The organism is Leptospira bourretii, assembly GCF_004770145.1.
In the GTDB taxonomy this organism is placed as follows: Bacteria; Spirochaetota; Leptospiria; order Leptospirales; family Leptospiraceae; genus Leptospira_A; species Leptospira_A bourretii.
On the sequence record NZ_RQFW01000010.1, the window covers coordinates 422,408 to 438,830 of the forward strand.

Genomic DNA, 16,423 nt, shown 5'->3' on the forward strand with positions numbered 1-16,423 from the left:
TTGCGAATCGTTCATTTCTTCGCTGAATCAAATTACCTCTGTATCTTTTTTAAAATCTTAAGGTGTCGGTGCTGCCGCTTCACTACCCAATAATCCTAAAGAAATGTCTGGAATCCAACTAATAAGGATCAGACCAATGAGAAATAGTCCCACAATAGGGGCTACTGATTGGATGACCTTCCCTAACGGTTGTTTGAAGATTCCCGATGCCACAAATAGGTTTACACCCACCGGTGGTGTTAGGTAACCAATTTCCAAGTTCACAATCATAATGATTCCGAAGTGAACTGGATTGATTCCGTAGTTGACTGCCATTGGTGCCAGTAGAGGTGCAAGAACGAGGATTGCACTCATAATATCCATAAACATTCCCACGATGAGTAACAAAACGTTCACACCAATGAGGAAAGTCACAGGGCTTGAAATGAGTTCAGACATTGTTGCCACAAGGTTTTGTGGAATTTCGTTTTCGATCATGAACTTGTTCAAACTGACTGCAAGGATTAAGATGAGGAATAGAATCCCTAACATCTCTGCACTTTCTGCCATAATTTTTGGAATCTTAGGAAAACTCAGTTCTTTATGAATGAACACTTCCACAAGGATGGCATAAAACACTGCGATGGCAGCTGATTCTGTTGCTGTGAAGAATCCAGAATAAATTCCTCCGAGAATGACCACAGGCATAAGAAGGGCAAGAACTCCTTCTTTCCATGCGACTCGGATTTCTGCCCAGTCCCATTTTCCTCGACCCACATTTCCCGCACGTAACACGGAGTAGATCATGAGGAGTGACATGAGTAAAATTCCAGGTCCGATCCCTGCAATGAAAAGATCCGTCACAGAAACTCCCACCATAATCGCATATACGATCATTGGAATACTTGGTGGAATGATGATCCCTAGAGTTCCTCCTGAGGCAAGTAGACCCATAGAAAACTGAGTTGGGTATCCGGCTTTGGTAAGAGAAGGGTACATGAGCCCACCAATGGCAATGAGTGTCACCGGTGAAGATCCAGAAATGGCTGCAAAGATCCCACAAGAAAATACCCCTGCAATGGCAAGTCCTGCAGGAATGGGAGCAGTCATCGCTTGGGCAATCCGAATGAGTCGCCTAGCAATACTTCCATGGGTCATCAAATTTCCTGCGATGATGAAAAGAGGAATTGCTAGAAGAATTTCTTTATCACCAGCAAAGAACAAATCTCCAATGATGCTATTGAGTTCTTGTAAAGATTCAAGAGGTGGATCTGGTAAAAAGTAATAACAATAGACCGTGATGGCACCCATCAGTACAATCAATGGTTGTCTGAGTAAAATTAAAGCGAGTAAGAGTAGGAGTATTCCCCAAGAACCCATTAGTGATTCCCCCGTGAATTCGATTCGGAAAGTTCTTTTTCCGCAAGTTCCAAAGCCTCAGTGGCTTCATTGATGTCAGAAGGAATGAGTGCCGGAAAAATTCCATAACAGAGATGTCTAAAACCCATAGAGAGAAATATGTAAGGAAATATCATTTGGACTTTCCATAGATGAATTTCTGTTACAGGATTTACTTCATCTAAGCTGATACTTTCTAGAACATAAATGACTGATAAGTAAGCTAGAAATAAAAAGAATAAGGCAATCACCCACTGTTCGATGATTTTTACGTAATGTAGAATCGCCTTTGGTAGTACTTTATCTGCAATTTCTGGACGTAGGTGCGAACCCTTCGCACTGGCAAGTGCTGATCCGAAAAGACCACCCCATAACATAAAATAGAGGGACAGTTTTTGTGCCCAAATGATTCCACCAAGGCCTAACCACTCTAAAAACCCTGAAGTTCCACCATGAATGGATTCTGCGATGTAAACACTCCAGTCCCCAACAAAACCGGCAACACTGGTATTGGGATAGGCTTCTGTGACATCCATTACCCAACTGAAAACTTTATCGATTACCTCTCGTTTGGAAACGTCAGCAATCATGAGAAGAGTGAGCAGAAGGAAACAAATTCCTCCCGCCCATTTCTCGCCGAAACTCAAAGTATTTAGAATTCGTTCGACGAATTTCATGTATCTATATCCTTCCTTAACTTATCCGCCACAAGCTGCTTTTGCTTTTTGGATTTTGTCGAAGATCATTTTGGACTGACCTCCAATTTTACCTACTACTTGGCCAGAAACGGCATTTGCTGCTGCTTTAAATCCCGCCAAATCAGCGTTAGAAGGTTCGTAAACTTGAACATCTGCTTTTTTCAAAGTGGCAATCATGTTCTTTTCAATGGAACGAACTGCTTGTCTTGCCCCTGGAGCAAGTTTGTTACCTTCTCCCATAAGAGTTTTCTTTTGGTCATCATTGAGAGTGTCCCAAAACTTTTTGGAATAAAGGATGGCTGCTGGTTGGTAGATATGGCGCGTTAAAGTGAAATATTTAATCGCTGTTTGCCATTCTGCTGCCAAAGTAAAAAGAGGAGTGTTGTCAAATCCTTCTACCACACCTGTTTGAAGGGAAGGAAGAACTTCTGGGATGGCAATCGGAATTCCACTCACACCCAATTGTTTCCAATACGCAATATGAACTGGAGATTCTTGGATTCTGATTTTAATACCTTTTAGGTCATCTGGTGTTTTGACCGGAGCGGATTTTGTTCCAATAGAACGGTATCCATTTTCTGCCCAAGTCACAAAGATGAGTCCTTTTGCTTCAAAGAGTTTGCGAAAGTCTTCTTGTAAGTGGTCATCAAGAACACAGTCCGCTTGTGCATAAGAGTTAAATAAGTATGGGATTTCTAATACGTTTAATTCTTTGACAGTGTTTGCAAGAGCCCCTGCTGTGAGACCAGCACCTTGCAGTTTCCCGCGGATCACTTGTTGGAGGATTTCGTTTTCTCCACCCATTTGTCCACCAGGGTAAATTTTGAATTTAATTTGGCCTTGTGATTCCGACTCAATTTTCTTTTTGATTTTCGCAAGTTCGTTTGCCCATGGAGATCCTTCCGGTGCAACGGTTGCTAATTTAACGGTTGTTTGAGCAAATAAACCCCCACTGATGGTGAGGGTGATACTTACACAAACTAAATACTTTAATTGTCTTAAAAACATCTAGTTCTCCTAGTAAACTTGATTATAGTTCGTCGAGTAATTTCTTAGCTTTACGTTGTTCTACAATTTGATCTGCTTCAATTTCTGGAAGAGAAGCAGCTTTGCCTTTAAGCACAAATTCTAATTGTTTTTTGAATTTGTCTTCATTTCCTTTGAGGCGGCTTTCTGCATACAATACACGAACTGCAAAGTAGTTTGGGTGTTTTGCAATAGCTTCTTCGAACAATTTGTCCGCTAGTTTTTTATCTCCAGTGGGAGAAAGAGCGTTACTTGCTGCATCATACCTGAGTGTTGCAGAGTAGAAGTATTCTTTGCCCATAGCTTTTTCAATTTCTTTCGCACGGTTGATCATTGCGGAGAATTTTGAACGGTTAGAAAGAAGCGTTGTAAACCCTACCATTCTTGACCATTTAGCAAGGGATGCGTATCTCCAATAGAGAGCATCGATATCTTGTGGTCCAAGAACATCCAAAGCCTTTTCGATTTCTAATTTTTCTTTGACTACTTTATCTCGGAATTTTGGATTCGCTGCTAAAGCTGCTTCACACCAAGTCACGGCAGCATCGTAATACTGAATGGATTCCTCTTTTACTTTTTCGTCTGCATCGGCATCACCTGTAAGTTTTAGCCAAAGATGTCCGTCACTTAAAAGATAGTTTCCTCGGCAGAGTAACACCTTTACGTCAGAGTATTGAGGGTTCTCTAAAGCAAACTTTTCTAAACCAACAAGAGCTTGTCTCAGGTCTTGTTCGTTTTGGCGGTTTTTCCAGAGTTTTTCGAGGTCAGCCGGAAGTTTTGCTGGGCTGGTTGCTCGCTCTACGTTCGAGTCAGAGATTTTTACTTGTCTTGATTTTCCGCAAGCAACGACGGAAACGAAAACGAGTGCCGCCACTGCGAATTTTGACCAATGTTTCGTTTGGTACATTTTGTATCATCCTCCAAAAGATATTTGGGATTTTGACATCCCTTTCTATTTGTATCCTCATGTTTGGACTTTGGAGCATAATTTTAGAAAAATTCTAAAAAAAGCACAAAGATTTCCCATGATTCCGGAAAAAAATACATGCATTTGACTTAAATGCAAGAAAGTTTTATTTTAAGGGACAATAAGAGCGTTGGAAGACATGGAAACCTTATACGAACTGGTGCTATTCTGTAAATTTACAGAGAGCCCCAAGGTCCGCATTGCGATGTAAGTTCCAGGTGTAAGGGTGGCAAAAATGCGACAAGATACTCCCGCCGTATTGGGATTTGTGGAGGGATCGATTTCGAAGATATAATCGACAGGTTGGACAATCGTCGATTGGGCTAAGATGCAAGACTCTCCCAGATTGAGATCAGCTGGGTTTTGGGCCAAATTTTCCGTGGCACCTGAGTAAATGCGATAACCTTGGAAGATAAATTCCGGGTTTTGGGCTCTTACCTTGATGGTAAAATTAGAATTTCCATTGTTCGTGATGGAAATCAAGGTGGGTGGGGCCTGAACAGAGGCCGTTGTGGAGTAATTTGTGCAACCAAACACAAATAAACCAAAGAAAATAAAGGTAGAAAAACGAAATAAAAAGAGAGCAGTGTTCATCTATTTTTCGCCTCTGGATTCGCGGTGTTTCCTCCGCCACCAATAGAAGGCCAGTCCGGCAATGCTGACACCGACGAGAACCAAAATGATGGTTTGTCCATTGCGAACCCAGCCCATCAATTCATCAAAATTATGGGCCCCGTAATACCCCAAATAGACCCAAATAGGAACCGAGATAAGGGCTGCAAACCCATCCGTTAGGAAAAAACGAATGAAACTAATTTGTTTGGAAGTACCCGCGGTGAAGAAAATCGGCATTCTAAGTCCAGGCATAAAACGCCCAAAAAAGACCACCCAACGTCCATATTTTTTGAACTGTTCGCGGACTTTGTCAAATCGTTCGGGGTGAAGGACGGTTCTCAAAATGGGAAGGGTGAGTGCCTTTTCACCGTAATAACTCCCGAGCCAAAAGACAAAGGCGTCACCCAGGAGAACACCCGCCATCCCCACAAGGAACATGATATGTACATTGGCATAACCCAAACCGGAGATGACACCACCAGCAGTCAGGGAAATGTCTTCTGGAACCGGAAGTCCAAATCCACAAAGGATCAGAATTCCAAAAACGGCAAAATAACCGTATTGCATAAAAATGGAAACTAGAGTTTGTAGAAAGTCCATGAGGGATTTATACTGATTTTATGGTTTCGTTGAAAAAGGAAAGAGATTTATGAAGAAAGGGAGAAACTGGCTCCTAGAAGAAGAAGAAAAAATCCTTGCCCCTTATGCTGTTCGGAGTAAAAATCCGGGAGAAAGAGAGCACTTCGAACCGGAACATCCTTACAGACTTCCTTTTCAAAGAGATAAAGATCGTATCATTCATTCCCATGCGTTCAAACGATTGGAATACAAAACTCAAGTTTTTGTCTACTCGGAAGGGGATCATTTTCGAAATCGACTCACCCATACATTAGAAGTGGCAGGGATTTCTAAAACCATTTCCAAAGTTCTTGGGTTAAATGAAGATTTGAGTGAAACCATTGCCTTAGCTCATGATTTAGGGCATTCACCTTTTGGTCATGCCGGCCAAGAAGCACTTTCAGAACTTATGCGAGGGCAAGGTGGGTTTGAACACAACAAACAGTCGTTACGTGTTGTTCAGAAATTAGAACGCCGGTATCCTGAATTTCCTGGACTCAATCTTTGTGGTGAAACTCTACTTGGGATTATGAAACACGGAGGTGATTACGAATCCTCTGAACTACTCGATGTTCGGAGAGACTTAGGGCCTTCTCTGGAAGCGATGGTAGTGGATAGTTCTGATGAAATTACATACAGTGCACATGATTTAGAAGATGGATTAGAAAGTGGACTTTTGGAACTTGCCGATGTAAAGGAACTGGAGATTTGGAAACGAATGGAAGACGCACTTCCTAAAATTAGTTCCTTCGATATTGATTCTTTTTCAAGGTCGGCAGGAAGAGTTTTACTCAACTTGATGGTATCGGATTTGATTGATAACATTGAAGAACGATTACAAAAGTTTTCGATCTCTTCCAGGGAAGACGTTTCCATCGCATTTCAAACGCAAAAAAAATTGGTTCAATTTTCTCCGGAGTTCCAAAATGAATTTAAAGAACTCAAATCCTTTTTGTTTCGCAAACTGTACCGTCACCCAGAAGTATCCCGAATGAGCGAAAGGGGAAAGGAAACAATATTTTTGTTATTTAAACATTTTGAATCCCATCCTGAGTCCATCCCCGAATCGTATCGGAACCGAGAAGAAGAAGAAGGAAGAGCACGAGTCATTTGTGACTACATTGCTGGAATGACGGACCGGTACGCCATTGAGAAGTTAAAACGAGAAGGGATTCTCTGGTTTCCTTACTAATGGAGTGGAATCATCGCATCTGTTCTCAATTTTTAAATTTTGGAGAAATTTGAATGTATCAGTTATATGCTCATCCCCGTTCCACTTATAGTATGCGTGTACATATCTATTTGCGATATAGAAATCTTCCTTATGAAACCATAACGATTGCTTTGGACAAACTAGAAAATAGGAAAAGACCATTTTTGCAGATTAATCCTTATGGGAAAGTTCCCGTATTGAAGGATGATGATTTTTTACTCGCAGAATCATCGGCTATCATTCGTTATTTAGAAGAAAAACATTCATTTACGAATCCTTTTTTTTCGGAAGACTTGAAGTCCAGAGCTCTTCTGAATCAAGCCATCAATCGTTGTGAGTCAGAGTTCTGTTTTCCAGGAAGTGTAATATATTTTTCTAAAAAATTTGTTCCACCTGAAAAATGGGATACAAATCGGATGAAAGATTCTTCCAAACGAATCGGAAGGCATTTGGATATTTTAGAAGGGATTTTAGAAACAAACGAGTATCTTCACGAAAACAAATTTGGATTTTTAGAGATTCTTTATGCTCCTTTTATCAAAAATATAGATATGATGGAAACTAAACTTCCGCCTCCCGTTGAAAATTGGATCAAACGAGTGTTAGTGAATGAAACCGTCAGGGAAGTTTTAGGAAACGAATAGAAATTTATTTTGTAAAGAGTGGGAGAGAGGTTTCCAATTTTTGGCCCAATCACTAGATCCATTTGGCCCTACAAGATTGGTCACGGCTAAATAGGCTGTTACGGTTACAGAAAATTTATTGGCAACTTTAGAAATTCCAAACAATTCTAGATTTTCAATTTCTAGATTTTTCCACGATTCTTCGGGTGGATGTTTTAAATCGATTAGAGTGATGGTTGTAGGTGCATTGCATGCTGCGGTTTGTAAGGATTTGTCTGGAGTCAGCTCGTAAAACTCGGGAGATTCTGGAATTTGTTTGGATATCTTCAGGGCATGGGAAATTTCTTTCGAATACACTCTGTTTGGTGAAATAAAGGATCCGATTCTGATTCCACTCCATTCGTAAGCCCCGCAAGATCCAAAAAAAACCATATGACGGATATTACCGTTTTTAGAAAGATACTCTGAAAGTTGGACTGCCGCTTCTAAATTTCCAATGCCCATCACATCTAAATGAGGGAACTGTCCAGAAGCTTTTAAGAGATCTATTTCTCCAACAAAAGCTCCCGTAACAAGTGTTTGTTTAGGATTAAAGGGTAACAAGTCCCTCTGTTTCAGGATAACCATACATCAAGTTTAAATTTTGTAAGGCTTGGCCTGCTGCCCCTTTGACTAAGTTGTCGAGTGCGGAGATGATGACGAGAGTGTTCCCTTTGATACGAAAACCTAAATCTAAAAAGTTTGTATTTTGCACCTTTCTAATTTCTACTTCTTCTGGAGTTTGGTACAATCTGACAAAAGGTTCTTTCTCTGTTGCGGTCTGGAATTTTTCTTTTACCTGTTCTATGCTGATTCCTTTTGGAAAGGTAAGGTAAATGCTAGAAAGAATTCCTCTGTAAATGGGAAGTAGGTGGGGAGTAAAATGAATTTCTTTTTCATCCGATCCGACAAATCCATATTCTTCCATTTCTGGTTCATGTTGGTGGGTTAAAATTTTATAAGCTCGAAAATTTTCATACACATTGGTATAAGCAAATTTGATTTCTTCAGTTCGACCACCGGCACCGCTGACACCCGATTTTGCATCCACAATCACAGGACCTTGGATTTCCTTTCTAAGATTTCCAAGGAGGGCAATCGGTAGAATCGCAGAAGTCGCATAACAACCAGGATTCGAAACAAAGTTTGCGTTTTTTAGTTTTTCTCTGAAGAGTTCCGGCAAACCAAAGACCACTTGGTCCATCAATGAGAATTTTGTATGAGGGAATTGGTAAGCTTTTTCAAATTTACTTTGGTTGTGGAGACGGAAGGTTCCTGAAAGGTCGATTACCTTTCTTCCTTCTCCCAAAAACTCTGGAGCCTTCTCTAAAGAAACTTCATTAGGAGTGGCAAGCACAATTCCCGCATCTTTAGGAACAGGTGCTTCATGTTTATGAAATTCTAAATTAGGCAAATGGCTTAAGTCAGGGAAAACTTCGCGGATGTGTTTGCCATTTACTTGGTTTGATGTGACATGCACCAACTCAAAACCTGGATGGTGGGCCAAAAGTTTAGTAAGTTCTTTCCCGGTAAGACCACCGGCACCAATGATTGCAATCTTTGTTTGTTTCATAGAGGGAACCAAGGTCAAGATTTGAGGATTGGTACGTGCTGTCAAATGGCTCTTTTTAGAATTGGCTTGATTTTATCAAAACATAGGATCTATTGATTTGTCCCTAGTTATGCTGACATCGGCCGCTCTTCTTTTGCAATTTTCGAATCAGATGAAGTCCAAGGGACTTTTGATCCTGATTTCCATTCGGATGGTGATTGGCTGGATAGGAGTGATTGCTACTTTTCTGAATTTGGCAAAACCTCCGTTTTGGGTTGTTTGTTTTGTTGGGGTTTACTTTTTATCTTCTTCTTTTTTTGCTAAGTATAAAATACGCAACAAACTGGTCTCAGAATTAGGAAACCTATCAGTCATTAGTTTTTTGATCTTAGATTTTTTGATCATTCTTTCTGGGTTTTATTTAACCATTCTGAGTCATCCGAAAGAACTGGTTGCCACTCCTATCCAAAATGCAATTTTTTTCTCCATTTTCTTTTTTACCAAAAGCAGATCTCATTTTTTTAGCAGATCGGTGCATCGACATCGGAGTTGACTATAGAAGTTTTGAAGGACTAAGAAAAGAAGACATTAAAGAATGGGACTTTGTATATTTATGGCTTAAATTTAAAACTATGGAAAAAGCTAATTTGTTGGTATCGAATGCCATCCAAGCTACAAGTCCCCAATCGGGAGAAGTCAAAGTAAGAGTCAGTTTGATAGCGATTCGGAAGTAGAAGTTGCCATTACCGACAATGGTCCGGGAATTCCCGATTCTCTCCAAAACCAAATTTTCCAACCATTCTTTACAACAAAAGACCAGGGAGAGGGGTTTGGACTTGGACTTTCTGTATCAAAAGAAATCATTAAAAATCAAAACGGAAGGATCCAATTTGAATCTCTACCTGGGAAAACAACTTTCTCTGTGATTTTACCAGTTGCAGAATGATACGCACTGATTAAAATTTTGCTTTATATGATTACAATCAAATCCTTAAATCTTCGGACCGCATTTTTGATGGGAGCTATCTTTTTTGGTTTTAGTTGTCAAACCAAGACAATCGATTATGAAAACTTAGCAATTGCCATTACGGATGAAGCCAAAACTAATTTGGTTCAAAAACTCACGACTGCGATTGCAGAAGGAGGGACAAAACAAGCCATCCCGTTTTGTAAAATAAATGCCGTCGGATTTACAAACCAATTAGGTAAAAAACATGGAGTTGAGTTACGAAGGATCACAAACAAACCTAGAAATCCTTCCAATGCACTCTCAAAAGAAGAAAAAGATATTTTTTTAGAAATAGAAAAATTAAAAACAACGGCAGGTGTATTTCCAAAGAAAACCATCACGTCGGATACTTCTGTGACGGTATACATTCCCGTTCTCGTTGGAGGTCTTTGCCTTCAATGCCATGGGGAACCAAACTTAGACATCAAAAAAGAAACCTTGGATGTTTTGGAAAAAGAATACCCCGGTGATCTTGCAAAAGGATACCGACTGGGGGATTTAAGAGGACTTTTTTCTGTGAAATTTCCTAAGTAAACGAATTCAATAAAAGATAAAATGAACCCAATTACCTTTATTGCCAACAAGCAAGAGTTATGTGAACTTGTTTTAGAATTTGGTTTGCATGGGTTTTTGGTTTGGGACAGTGCCACGGGAATTGTTTATCCAAGTCCAGTGGCTTCCAAGTCAATGGGAATAGAGGAAGGCCATTCATTTCCTGCCGAATGCATTCTGACTCATTCCGGATTTCGTTTGGACACAGTCCTTGGGAAAAAAGAATCGGTCATCGGTCGTATTTGTTTCGATCCTAATAATAGTGCTGGTTTTCCTTTTCGAATTTATCCCAAGGAATTTAGCGAATCAGGGAAAAAATACATCCTTCTTGTATTAGATACGACCTTAGAAGGGGCAAATAATCCGAATCCGTATATTTTACAATCTGCTGAATTATCTCGAGATTTATTTTCTTCTTCCTTTCGAAACTCAAGTATTGGAATGAAGATTGAAAATCCCCATGGTGAACTCATTGAGGTGAATCCAATTTTTTGCCAATGGCTTGGTTATCCTGCGGAAGAACTAAAAACAAAGTCAATCTCAGACATTACCCACCCAGAAGATTTAGAATTAGAACTTTCTTATTTAGAAAAACTCAATCGTGGGTCGATCCAAAGTTTTCAAATTAAAAAACGATATATTACCAAAGACAAACGATTGATTTGGGCAGTGTTAAATAAATCCATCATTCGGGATCATTTAGGAAATCCTGTTTATTATCTTTCTCAAATCTTAGATATCTCTGAGTCTTTACAGGCAGAAACAGATTTGCAGAATGTATCTCGATTACTCGACCAAGTGGCGGGCCTTGCAAAAATCGGTGGCTGGGATTTGGATTTAAAAACCAATAAAGCGAGTTGGACAAACGTTACTAAAAAAATTCATGAAGTACCGGATGATTACAATCCTAGTGTAGAAGGTGGAATTCAATTTTTCCAGTCTGAAGAAAGTAATCGAAAAATTTCGGAAGCAGTGTCTTCTCTTTTGGCAGAAGGAAAAGAATATGATTTAGAACTTGAGATGGTAACTGCCAAAGGAAACCATACTTGGATTCGAACCATTGGCCGTGCCGAATATGAGAACGGAAAAATTATCAAAATTTATGGAATCATCCAAGACATCAATGAACGAAAAAAATGGGAAATGGCTCTTGCGGCACAAACGGCAATTTTATGGTCTTTTGTAGAACATGCACCTGCCGCCGTTGCCATGTTAGACCAAGAAATGCGTTATGTGGCTCTTAGCCAAAGGTGGATAGAGGATTATAAAATCCCACTGACAAAGGAAGAAATCATCGGAAAAAGCCATTATGAAATTTTTCCAAATATTAGCCAGGAATGGAAAGACATCCACTCACGCGGCCTACGTGGAGAAATTTTAAAACGCGATGAAGATGTTTGGAGGCCACCAGGTTGGGGAAAAGACCAGGTGATCCAATGGGAGATTCGGCCTTGGAAACAATTGGGTGGTGGCATCGGTGGAATTTTGATGTTCACTCGAGATATCACAGAAGCTTACGAAACCAAACTAGAGTTAAAGGCCGCAAAAGAGTTTGCTGAAAAAGCCTATAGTGCCAAATCCGAATTTTTGGCAAACATGAGTCACGAAATCAGAACTCCTCTCAATGGGATTATTGGTTATTCCGATTTACTTGCGGAAACATTGGAAAATTCATCTTATAATGAATATGCACAAATAGTGAAACAGTCCGCAAATGCTTTGCTTAATATTGTAAATGATATTTTGGATTTTTCCAAAGCAGAAGCGGGGAAGTTACAACTGGCAGAAGAACCGAATAACTTAAAAAAAATGGTCTTGGAAGCAATCAAAATTGTGAATATTCAAGCCATGATGAAAGGTTTAGACATTCAGTTTCATATAGATGAAAAAATTCCGCAAGTTTTGATGTTTGATTCCAATCGTTTGCGCCAAGTGATTTTGAACTTACTTGGGAATGCAATTAAGTTTACCGAAACTGGAGTCGTTGAATGTAATGTAAGAAGATTGGAAGAATCCAGTTCCGATTTGGTGAAACTAAGAATTTCAGTAAAGGATACTGGGATTGGAATTGCTGACGATAGCCAAGAAAAAATATTTGATTCCTTTACGCAGGAAGATTTTTCTACAACGAGAAAATTTGGTGGAACAGGACTTGGGCTTGCAATCTGCAAACAATTGTTAGCTCTGATGCAGTCGGATCTAAAATTAAAAAGCAAACTCAACCAAGGCAGCGAATTTTATTTTGATATTGCGTTAAGAATTCCGCAATTTGATCCGAAGCTAAGTGCACTCGAAACAGAATCGAAAGAGTTGAACGTGAGACAGGGAACCAGACCTTCTTCGGTTTCAGGGACCAACAAGATTCTTGTTGTGGAAGACAATCCAGTCAACCTAGGTTTGATGAAAAACTTTATCAAACGAATCCTCCCCGAAGTAAAAATTTTGGAAGCGCAAAATGGGGAAGAAGCAGTCCGAGTGTTCCAAGAAGAAATGCCATCCCTCATTTTGATGGACATCCAAATGCCGGTGATGAATGGATATGACGCAACAAAAGAAATCAGAAAACTCCCGAAGGGAAAAACTTTACCGATCATTGCTGTGACTGCCGGGATCATTGCCGGTGAAAAAGACAAATGCCTTGAGGTTGGGATGAATGACTATATCAGTAAACCTGTCCAAAAGGAAAATTTAAAACAGACAGTACTCAGGTGGTTAGACCGTTAAACCAATCCAAATCTTGAAAAAAACTGCAAAATTTTTAAACATATTTTATGATTTAGTATTTTTTTCCATCAGCCAAATGGCAAGGGTTAGACGGAATTTAATCCCTTAGGTTTAAAACGAAAGTTTCGAAATTCCATTTCCCCAATCAAAATCTGTTGTTTTTCCCGTGCCAGATAAAAAACTGACCAGTTAGTCAACTTTTTTGTCAGTATTTTAATTTTTGGGAAGTAACGAATGCAAAACATTGCTAAATTCATTACCGATAAAACACTTATCATTCAGTTTATATTAGTCCTTTTCGTTTTAATAGGACTTTCACGTTTACTCTCAATGCACAGGGAAGCTTTTCCGAATGTGGCACTTGATAAAATCGTTGTCGAGGCTCCTCTTCCAGGTGCCACCCCGGAAGAAATTGAACGTTTAGTAGCCATTCCGATCGAAAAAAAATTACGAGCCGTTGCCAAGATAGATAAAATTCGAAGTTATAACTTGGAAAACGTAAGTGTGATCATGATCTTCATCGTAGAGGGGACAAAGAATACTAAAAAAGTTTTAGATGATGTCAAGGATGCCGTTGATTCCGTTCGATTGCCGGATAACGCACAAAAACCCAAGGTGCGAGAAATCACAACTGAAAAACAAGAAGTTATCAGTTTAGCACTTTCAGTAAAAGAAGAATCCAAGGATTCGACTTCCGACTATCGTAAGTTACGTGACACTGCAAAAGCCTTTGAAGATCGTTTTTTTCAAATTAAGGAAATTGCTGAGATCGAAAAAATTGGATATAGAAATCGTGAATTTCTCGTGGAAGTAAATCCCAAAGCTCTCAATGCAAAAGAGGTTGGGCTAAATACCGTTCTCAATGCTTTGGGTTCACGAAATATCAATATTCCATCTGGTCGGTTGAAAGTGAACGGAACCGAATACCTTCTTCGAACTCGTGGAGATTTTGAAGAAGCAAAGGATATGCTTTCTGTTCCGATGTTAGGAAACGAATTTGGGTTTGCGACTGTTTTAAAAGATGTGGCAAAAGTCTTTGATGGATTTGAAGAAGAAAAAACCTACGAAAAGTTAAACGGTAAAAACAGTATCATCCTACGTGTTTGGAAAACTGACCAAGCAGATATCATTACTACTGCTGACACTGTAAAAACAGTAGTTTCTTCCATGGAAGGTGACTTTCCTGAGATTGAAACAAAAATCTATGATGATAAAAGCAGGGACGTTCGCCGTCAACTTGGTGATTTGATTTTAAATTTTGAGACGGGCCTTGTCCTAGTATTGTTGTCACTTATCTTTATCTTAGGTATGCGCTTAAGTATTATGATTAGTGTGGCAATTATCTTTATCTTTCTTATTGCCTTTATCTTTTTAAAACAATTTGGGTTTACGATCAATACAATCACCATTTTTGGAATGGTAATGGTTCTTGGTATGATGGTAGATAACTCTATCGTTGTAGCGGAAAATACATATCGATTGATGCAAGAAGGATTGGATAGAAGGGATGCCATCTTACAAACCTTTAAAGATGTATTGGTTCCACTTCTAGTATCCTTTCTTGTGATTTCAGCCGCATTTTTTCCATTACTCTTTATGAGTGGGGTCATTGGAAAATTTATTTTAGGAATTCCTGCGGTGGTCCTTGTGACACTGGCAAGTTCACTTCTTTTTGCTCTTGTATTTTTGCCGAACTGGTTGAACAAATTTTTGCCAAAAAACTTTAAGGACCAAATTAAAAAGGATGAATCCATTGAAGAAAAAGAAGGTATCTTTGGGTATGTGATTTCTGGATACAAACGAACGATGACTTTTGCATTAAAACATAGGGTTTTTGTTCTATCCATATTTACCTTTATCTTCTTCTTCACATTGTTTCTTGCTGGAAGATTTTTACCTTTTGTGATGTTTCCTTCTGGAAGTGAAGAGGACATTGAAATTAAGATTTGGATGCCAATTGGAACAACTCTTCAAAAGAACTTAGAAACCATTGAAAAGATAGAACCTGTGGTTACGAAAATGGCTGGAAAAGATTTTGTACATTTACGAAGTCGAATTGGAATTCATGAAAATCCAATTACCGATCCAAAACCTGGTCAGGAAGTTCATAGATCACACCTAACAATGAAACTTGTGACTGCAGCGGATAGAAACGAATGGGAAGATGCGAGGGTCCTTGTTAAAAAGATTCGTGAATACATTCAGGAAAATAAGGTATCTGGCAATTTTCCAAAAGAAATGATTTATGATGTAAATGCAAAGATTAAAGGCCCTCCTGTTGGAAAACCTGTGAGTTTGGAAATCCGTGGTGCTGACTTTGCTGTCATTCAAGAGATTGCAGATTTATATATTAAAGAATTGAAACAAATGGACGGTGTTTCTGACATTCGAATCGATTTAGAATTAGGAAAGGAAGAATATCGTTTTTTTGTGAAAGATGAAATTGCTGGACGAACTGATGTCAGTGCTAGGGACATCGCAAGATCCGTTCGTACTGCATTTAACGGTGAGGTTGCTTCTACGATTAGCAAAGGAGAAGATAAAATTAATATCCTTGTTCGTTTTCCTGAAGCAGAAAGACAGTCAGTTTCAAGTTTGAATTTGGTAAAGGTTGAAAATAGGAACCGGAGACTGATCCCATTGAACCAGGTTGCCTATTTTGCAAAGGATCGTGATTACTCCATGATCAATAGGCAAGACTTACAACGAGTGGTACGACTCGAAGCTTCGGTTGATACGGATAAAACAACTTCTTTATTTGTGAACAGACAACTTAAGAATTTAGTAAATGTTGATAAATATACAAAAGATAGTTACTCAGTTATCTTTGGTGGTGAACAGGAAGATGCAGGAAAGTCTTTTCGAGATTTAGGTATATCGATGTTACTTGCTGTTGCTGTCATCTTTGGAATCTTTATTGTATATTTTAATTCCATTGGAACAACAACGGTTATCATTGGGTCCATTCCTTTCGGAATCGTAGGTGTACTTTTTGCACTGATGACACATGGAATGCCATTAAGTTTTATGAGTACTTTAGCAATAGTGGCTCTCAGCGGATCGATTGTTGCAAATACATTAATCCTCATTACCTTTATTGAGGAACTCCGTTTGCAAGGGATGTCGATCGAGGATGCCATTATCAACGGTGGTGCCATCCGTTTGCGACCTATCTTTTTAACAACAATCAGTACTGTGATTGGGCTTGTGCCAAGTGCTTACGGGATTCCTACTTTGGATCCATTTGTGCAACCACTTTCACTTGCGTTTGGATGGGGATTGTTTTTTGCAACTGGAGTGACATTGGTATTTGTTCCTGTTTTATACCGAATCAAAGAAGATTTTAAACATATCTTTTCAAAGATATCATTTGCTCGGCTTTTGGGAAAACGTTAGTTTGTTATGAAACA

Annotated in this window: 15 protein-coding genes; 7 read left to right on the plus strand and 8 right to left on the minus strand. The window is 39.2% G+C overall.

The genetic code is table 11. The features are described 5' to 3' along the window. Positions 1-57: 57 nt before the first annotated feature. From EHQ47_RS06980 to EHQ47_RS07005, 6 genes are all read right to left on the minus strand, one after another. On the minus strand, positions 58-1,359 hold the full coding sequence (locus EHQ47_RS06980) for a TRAP transporter large permease (protein ID WP_135747872.1): 1,302 nt from the start codon (positions 1,357-1,359) through the stop codon (positions 58-60). Continuing rightward, positions 1,359-2,054, minus strand: coding sequence for a TRAP transporter small permease (locus EHQ47_RS06985; RefSeq protein ID WP_135747873.1), 696 nt, complete (start codon positions 2,052-2,054; stop codon positions 1,359-1,361). Before EHQ47_RS06985 ends, EHQ47_RS06980 begins: the two co-directional genes overlap by 1 nt. Before the next feature lie 21 nt (positions 2,055-2,075). Next, entirely contained in the window at positions 2,076-3,083 is a 1,008-nt protein-coding gene (gene dctP, locus EHQ47_RS06990) for a TRAP transporter substrate-binding protein DctP (RefSeq protein ID WP_135747874.1), read from the minus strand. Between the two features lie 22 nt (positions 3,084-3,105). Then, positions 3,106-4,008 carry a TRAP transporter TatT component family protein gene (locus EHQ47_RS06995; RefSeq protein WP_135747875.1) on the minus strand — a complete coding sequence of 301 codons (903 nt, stop codon included), beginning with the start codon at positions 4,006-4,008 and terminating at the stop codon, positions 3,106-3,108. Between the two features lie 171 nt (positions 4,009-4,179). Beyond that, positions 4,180-4,662, minus strand: a complete 483-nt coding sequence (locus tag EHQ47_RS07000; protein WP_135776853.1) for an LIC11661 family lipoprotein — start codon at positions 4,660-4,662, stop codon at positions 4,180-4,182. Continuing rightward, the gene (locus EHQ47_RS07005; RefSeq protein WP_135747877.1) at positions 4,663-5,283 is read right to left on the minus strand and encodes a DedA family protein; all 621 of its coding nucleotides are present in this window, start codon (positions 5,281-5,283) and stop codon (positions 4,663-4,665) included. Between the two features lie 49 nt (positions 5,284-5,332). Here EHQ47_RS07005 and EHQ47_RS07010 point away from each other — a divergent pair, with 49 nt between their 5' ends. Continuing rightward, complete coding sequence (locus tag EHQ47_RS07010; protein WP_135747878.1) at positions 5,333-6,493, plus strand: deoxyguanosinetriphosphate triphosphohydrolase; 1,161 nt, start codon at positions 5,333-5,335, stop codon at positions 6,491-6,493. 53 nt (positions 6,494-6,546) lie between these two features. After that, on the plus strand, positions 6,547-7,158 hold the full coding sequence (locus EHQ47_RS07015) for a glutathione S-transferase family protein (RefSeq protein ID WP_135747879.1): 612 nt from the start codon (positions 6,547-6,549) through the stop codon (positions 7,156-7,158). Here EHQ47_RS07015 and EHQ47_RS07020 read toward each other — a convergent pair. Together EHQ47_RS07020 and argC are read right to left on the minus strand one after the other, a co-directional pair. Beyond that, positions 7,144-7,740, minus strand: coding sequence for a phosphorylase family protein (locus tag EHQ47_RS07020; RefSeq protein WP_135747880.1), 597 nt, complete (start codon positions 7,738-7,740; stop codon positions 7,144-7,146). The genes EHQ47_RS07015 and EHQ47_RS07020 overlap by 15 nt on opposite strands. Then, positions 7,727-8,749: an N-acetyl-gamma-glutamyl-phosphate reductase gene (gene argC / locus EHQ47_RS07025; RefSeq protein ID WP_135747881.1), complete on the minus strand. Its 1,023-nt coding sequence runs from the start codon at positions 8,747-8,749 to the stop codon at positions 7,727-7,729. Before argC ends, EHQ47_RS07020 begins: the two co-directional genes overlap by 14 nt. Positions 8,750-8,858: 109 nt before the next feature. Between argC and EHQ47_RS19805 the strand changes: the two genes are divergently transcribed. From EHQ47_RS19805 to EHQ47_RS07045, 5 genes are all read left to right on the plus strand, one after another. Continuing rightward, complete coding sequence (locus EHQ47_RS19805; RefSeq protein WP_244290242.1) at positions 8,859-9,281, plus strand: hypothetical protein; 423 nt, start codon at positions 8,859-8,861, stop codon at positions 9,279-9,281. A 132-nt stretch (positions 9,282-9,413) separates the two neighbouring features. After that, positions 9,414-9,674 (plus strand): sensor histidine kinase, encoded by a 261-nt coding sequence (locus tag EHQ47_RS19810; protein WP_279638202.1) that lies wholly within the window; start codon positions 9,414-9,416, stop codon positions 9,672-9,674. Positions 9,675-9,701: 27 nt separating this feature from the next. Continuing rightward, entirely contained in the window at positions 9,702-10,271 is a 570-nt protein-coding gene (locus EHQ47_RS07035) for a Tll0287-like domain-containing protein (protein ID WP_167483271.1), read from the plus strand. A 21-nt stretch (positions 10,272-10,292) separates the two neighbouring features. Then, a complete protein-coding gene (locus EHQ47_RS07040; RefSeq protein WP_135747882.1) occupies positions 10,293-13,013 on the plus strand; it encodes a PAS domain S-box protein in 2,721 nt (906 codons plus the stop codon). 234 nt (positions 13,014-13,247) lie between these two features. Continuing rightward, on the plus strand, positions 13,248-16,409 hold the full coding sequence (locus EHQ47_RS07045; protein WP_135776854.1) for an efflux RND transporter permease subunit: 3,162 nt from the start codon (positions 13,248-13,250) through the stop codon (positions 16,407-16,409). The last annotated feature ends 14 nt before the right edge of the window (positions 16,410-16,423 follow it).

What these genes read in the sequence shown, in the direction of transcription:
- EHQ47_RS06980 (WP_135747872.1), bottom strand. Translation starts at nt 1,359, where the DNA reads ATGGGTTCTTGGGGAATACTCCTACTCTTACTCGCTTTAATTTTACTC.
- EHQ47_RS06985 (WP_135747873.1), bottom strand. Translation starts at nt 2,054, where the DNA reads ATGAAATTCGTCGAACGAATTCTAAATACTTTGAGTTTCGGCGAGAAA.
- dctP (WP_135747874.1), bottom strand. Translation starts at nt 3,083, where the DNA reads ATGTTTTTAAGACAATTAAAGTATTTAGTTTGTGTAAGTATCACCCTC.
- EHQ47_RS06995 (WP_135747875.1), bottom strand. Translation starts at nt 4,008, where the DNA reads ATGTACCAAACGAAACATTGGTCAAAATTCGCAGTGGCGGCACTCGTT.
- EHQ47_RS07000 (WP_135776853.1), bottom strand. Translation starts at nt 4,662, where the DNA reads ATGAACACTGCTCTCTTTTTATTTCGTTTTTCTACCTTTATTTTCTTT.
- EHQ47_RS07005 (WP_135747877.1), bottom strand. Translation starts at nt 5,283, where the DNA reads ATGGACTTTCTACAAACTCTAGTTTCCATTTTTATGCAATACGGTTAT.
- EHQ47_RS07010 (WP_135747878.1), top strand. Translation starts at nt 5,333, where the DNA reads ATGAAGAAAGGGAGAAACTGGCTCCTAGAAGAAGAAGAAAAAATCCTT.
- EHQ47_RS07015 (WP_135747879.1), top strand. Translation starts at nt 6,547, where the DNA reads ATGTATCAGTTATATGCTCATCCCCGTTCCACTTATAGTATGCGTGTA.
- argC (WP_135747881.1), bottom strand. Translation starts at nt 8,749, where the DNA reads ATGAAACAAACAAAGATTGCAATCATTGGTGCCGGTGGTCTTACCGGG.
- EHQ47_RS19805 (WP_244290242.1), top strand. Translation starts at nt 8,859, where the DNA reads ATGCTGACATCGGCCGCTCTTCTTTTGCAATTTTCGAATCAGATGAAG.
- EHQ47_RS07035 (WP_167483271.1), top strand. Translation starts at nt 9,702, where the DNA reads ATGATTACAATCAAATCCTTAAATCTTCGGACCGCATTTTTGATGGGA.
- EHQ47_RS07040 (WP_135747882.1), top strand. Translation starts at nt 10,293, where the DNA reads ATGAACCCAATTACCTTTATTGCCAACAAGCAAGAGTTATGTGAACTT.
- EHQ47_RS07045 (WP_135776854.1), top strand. Translation starts at nt 13,248, where the DNA reads ATGCAAAACATTGCTAAATTCATTACCGATAAAACACTTATCATTCAG.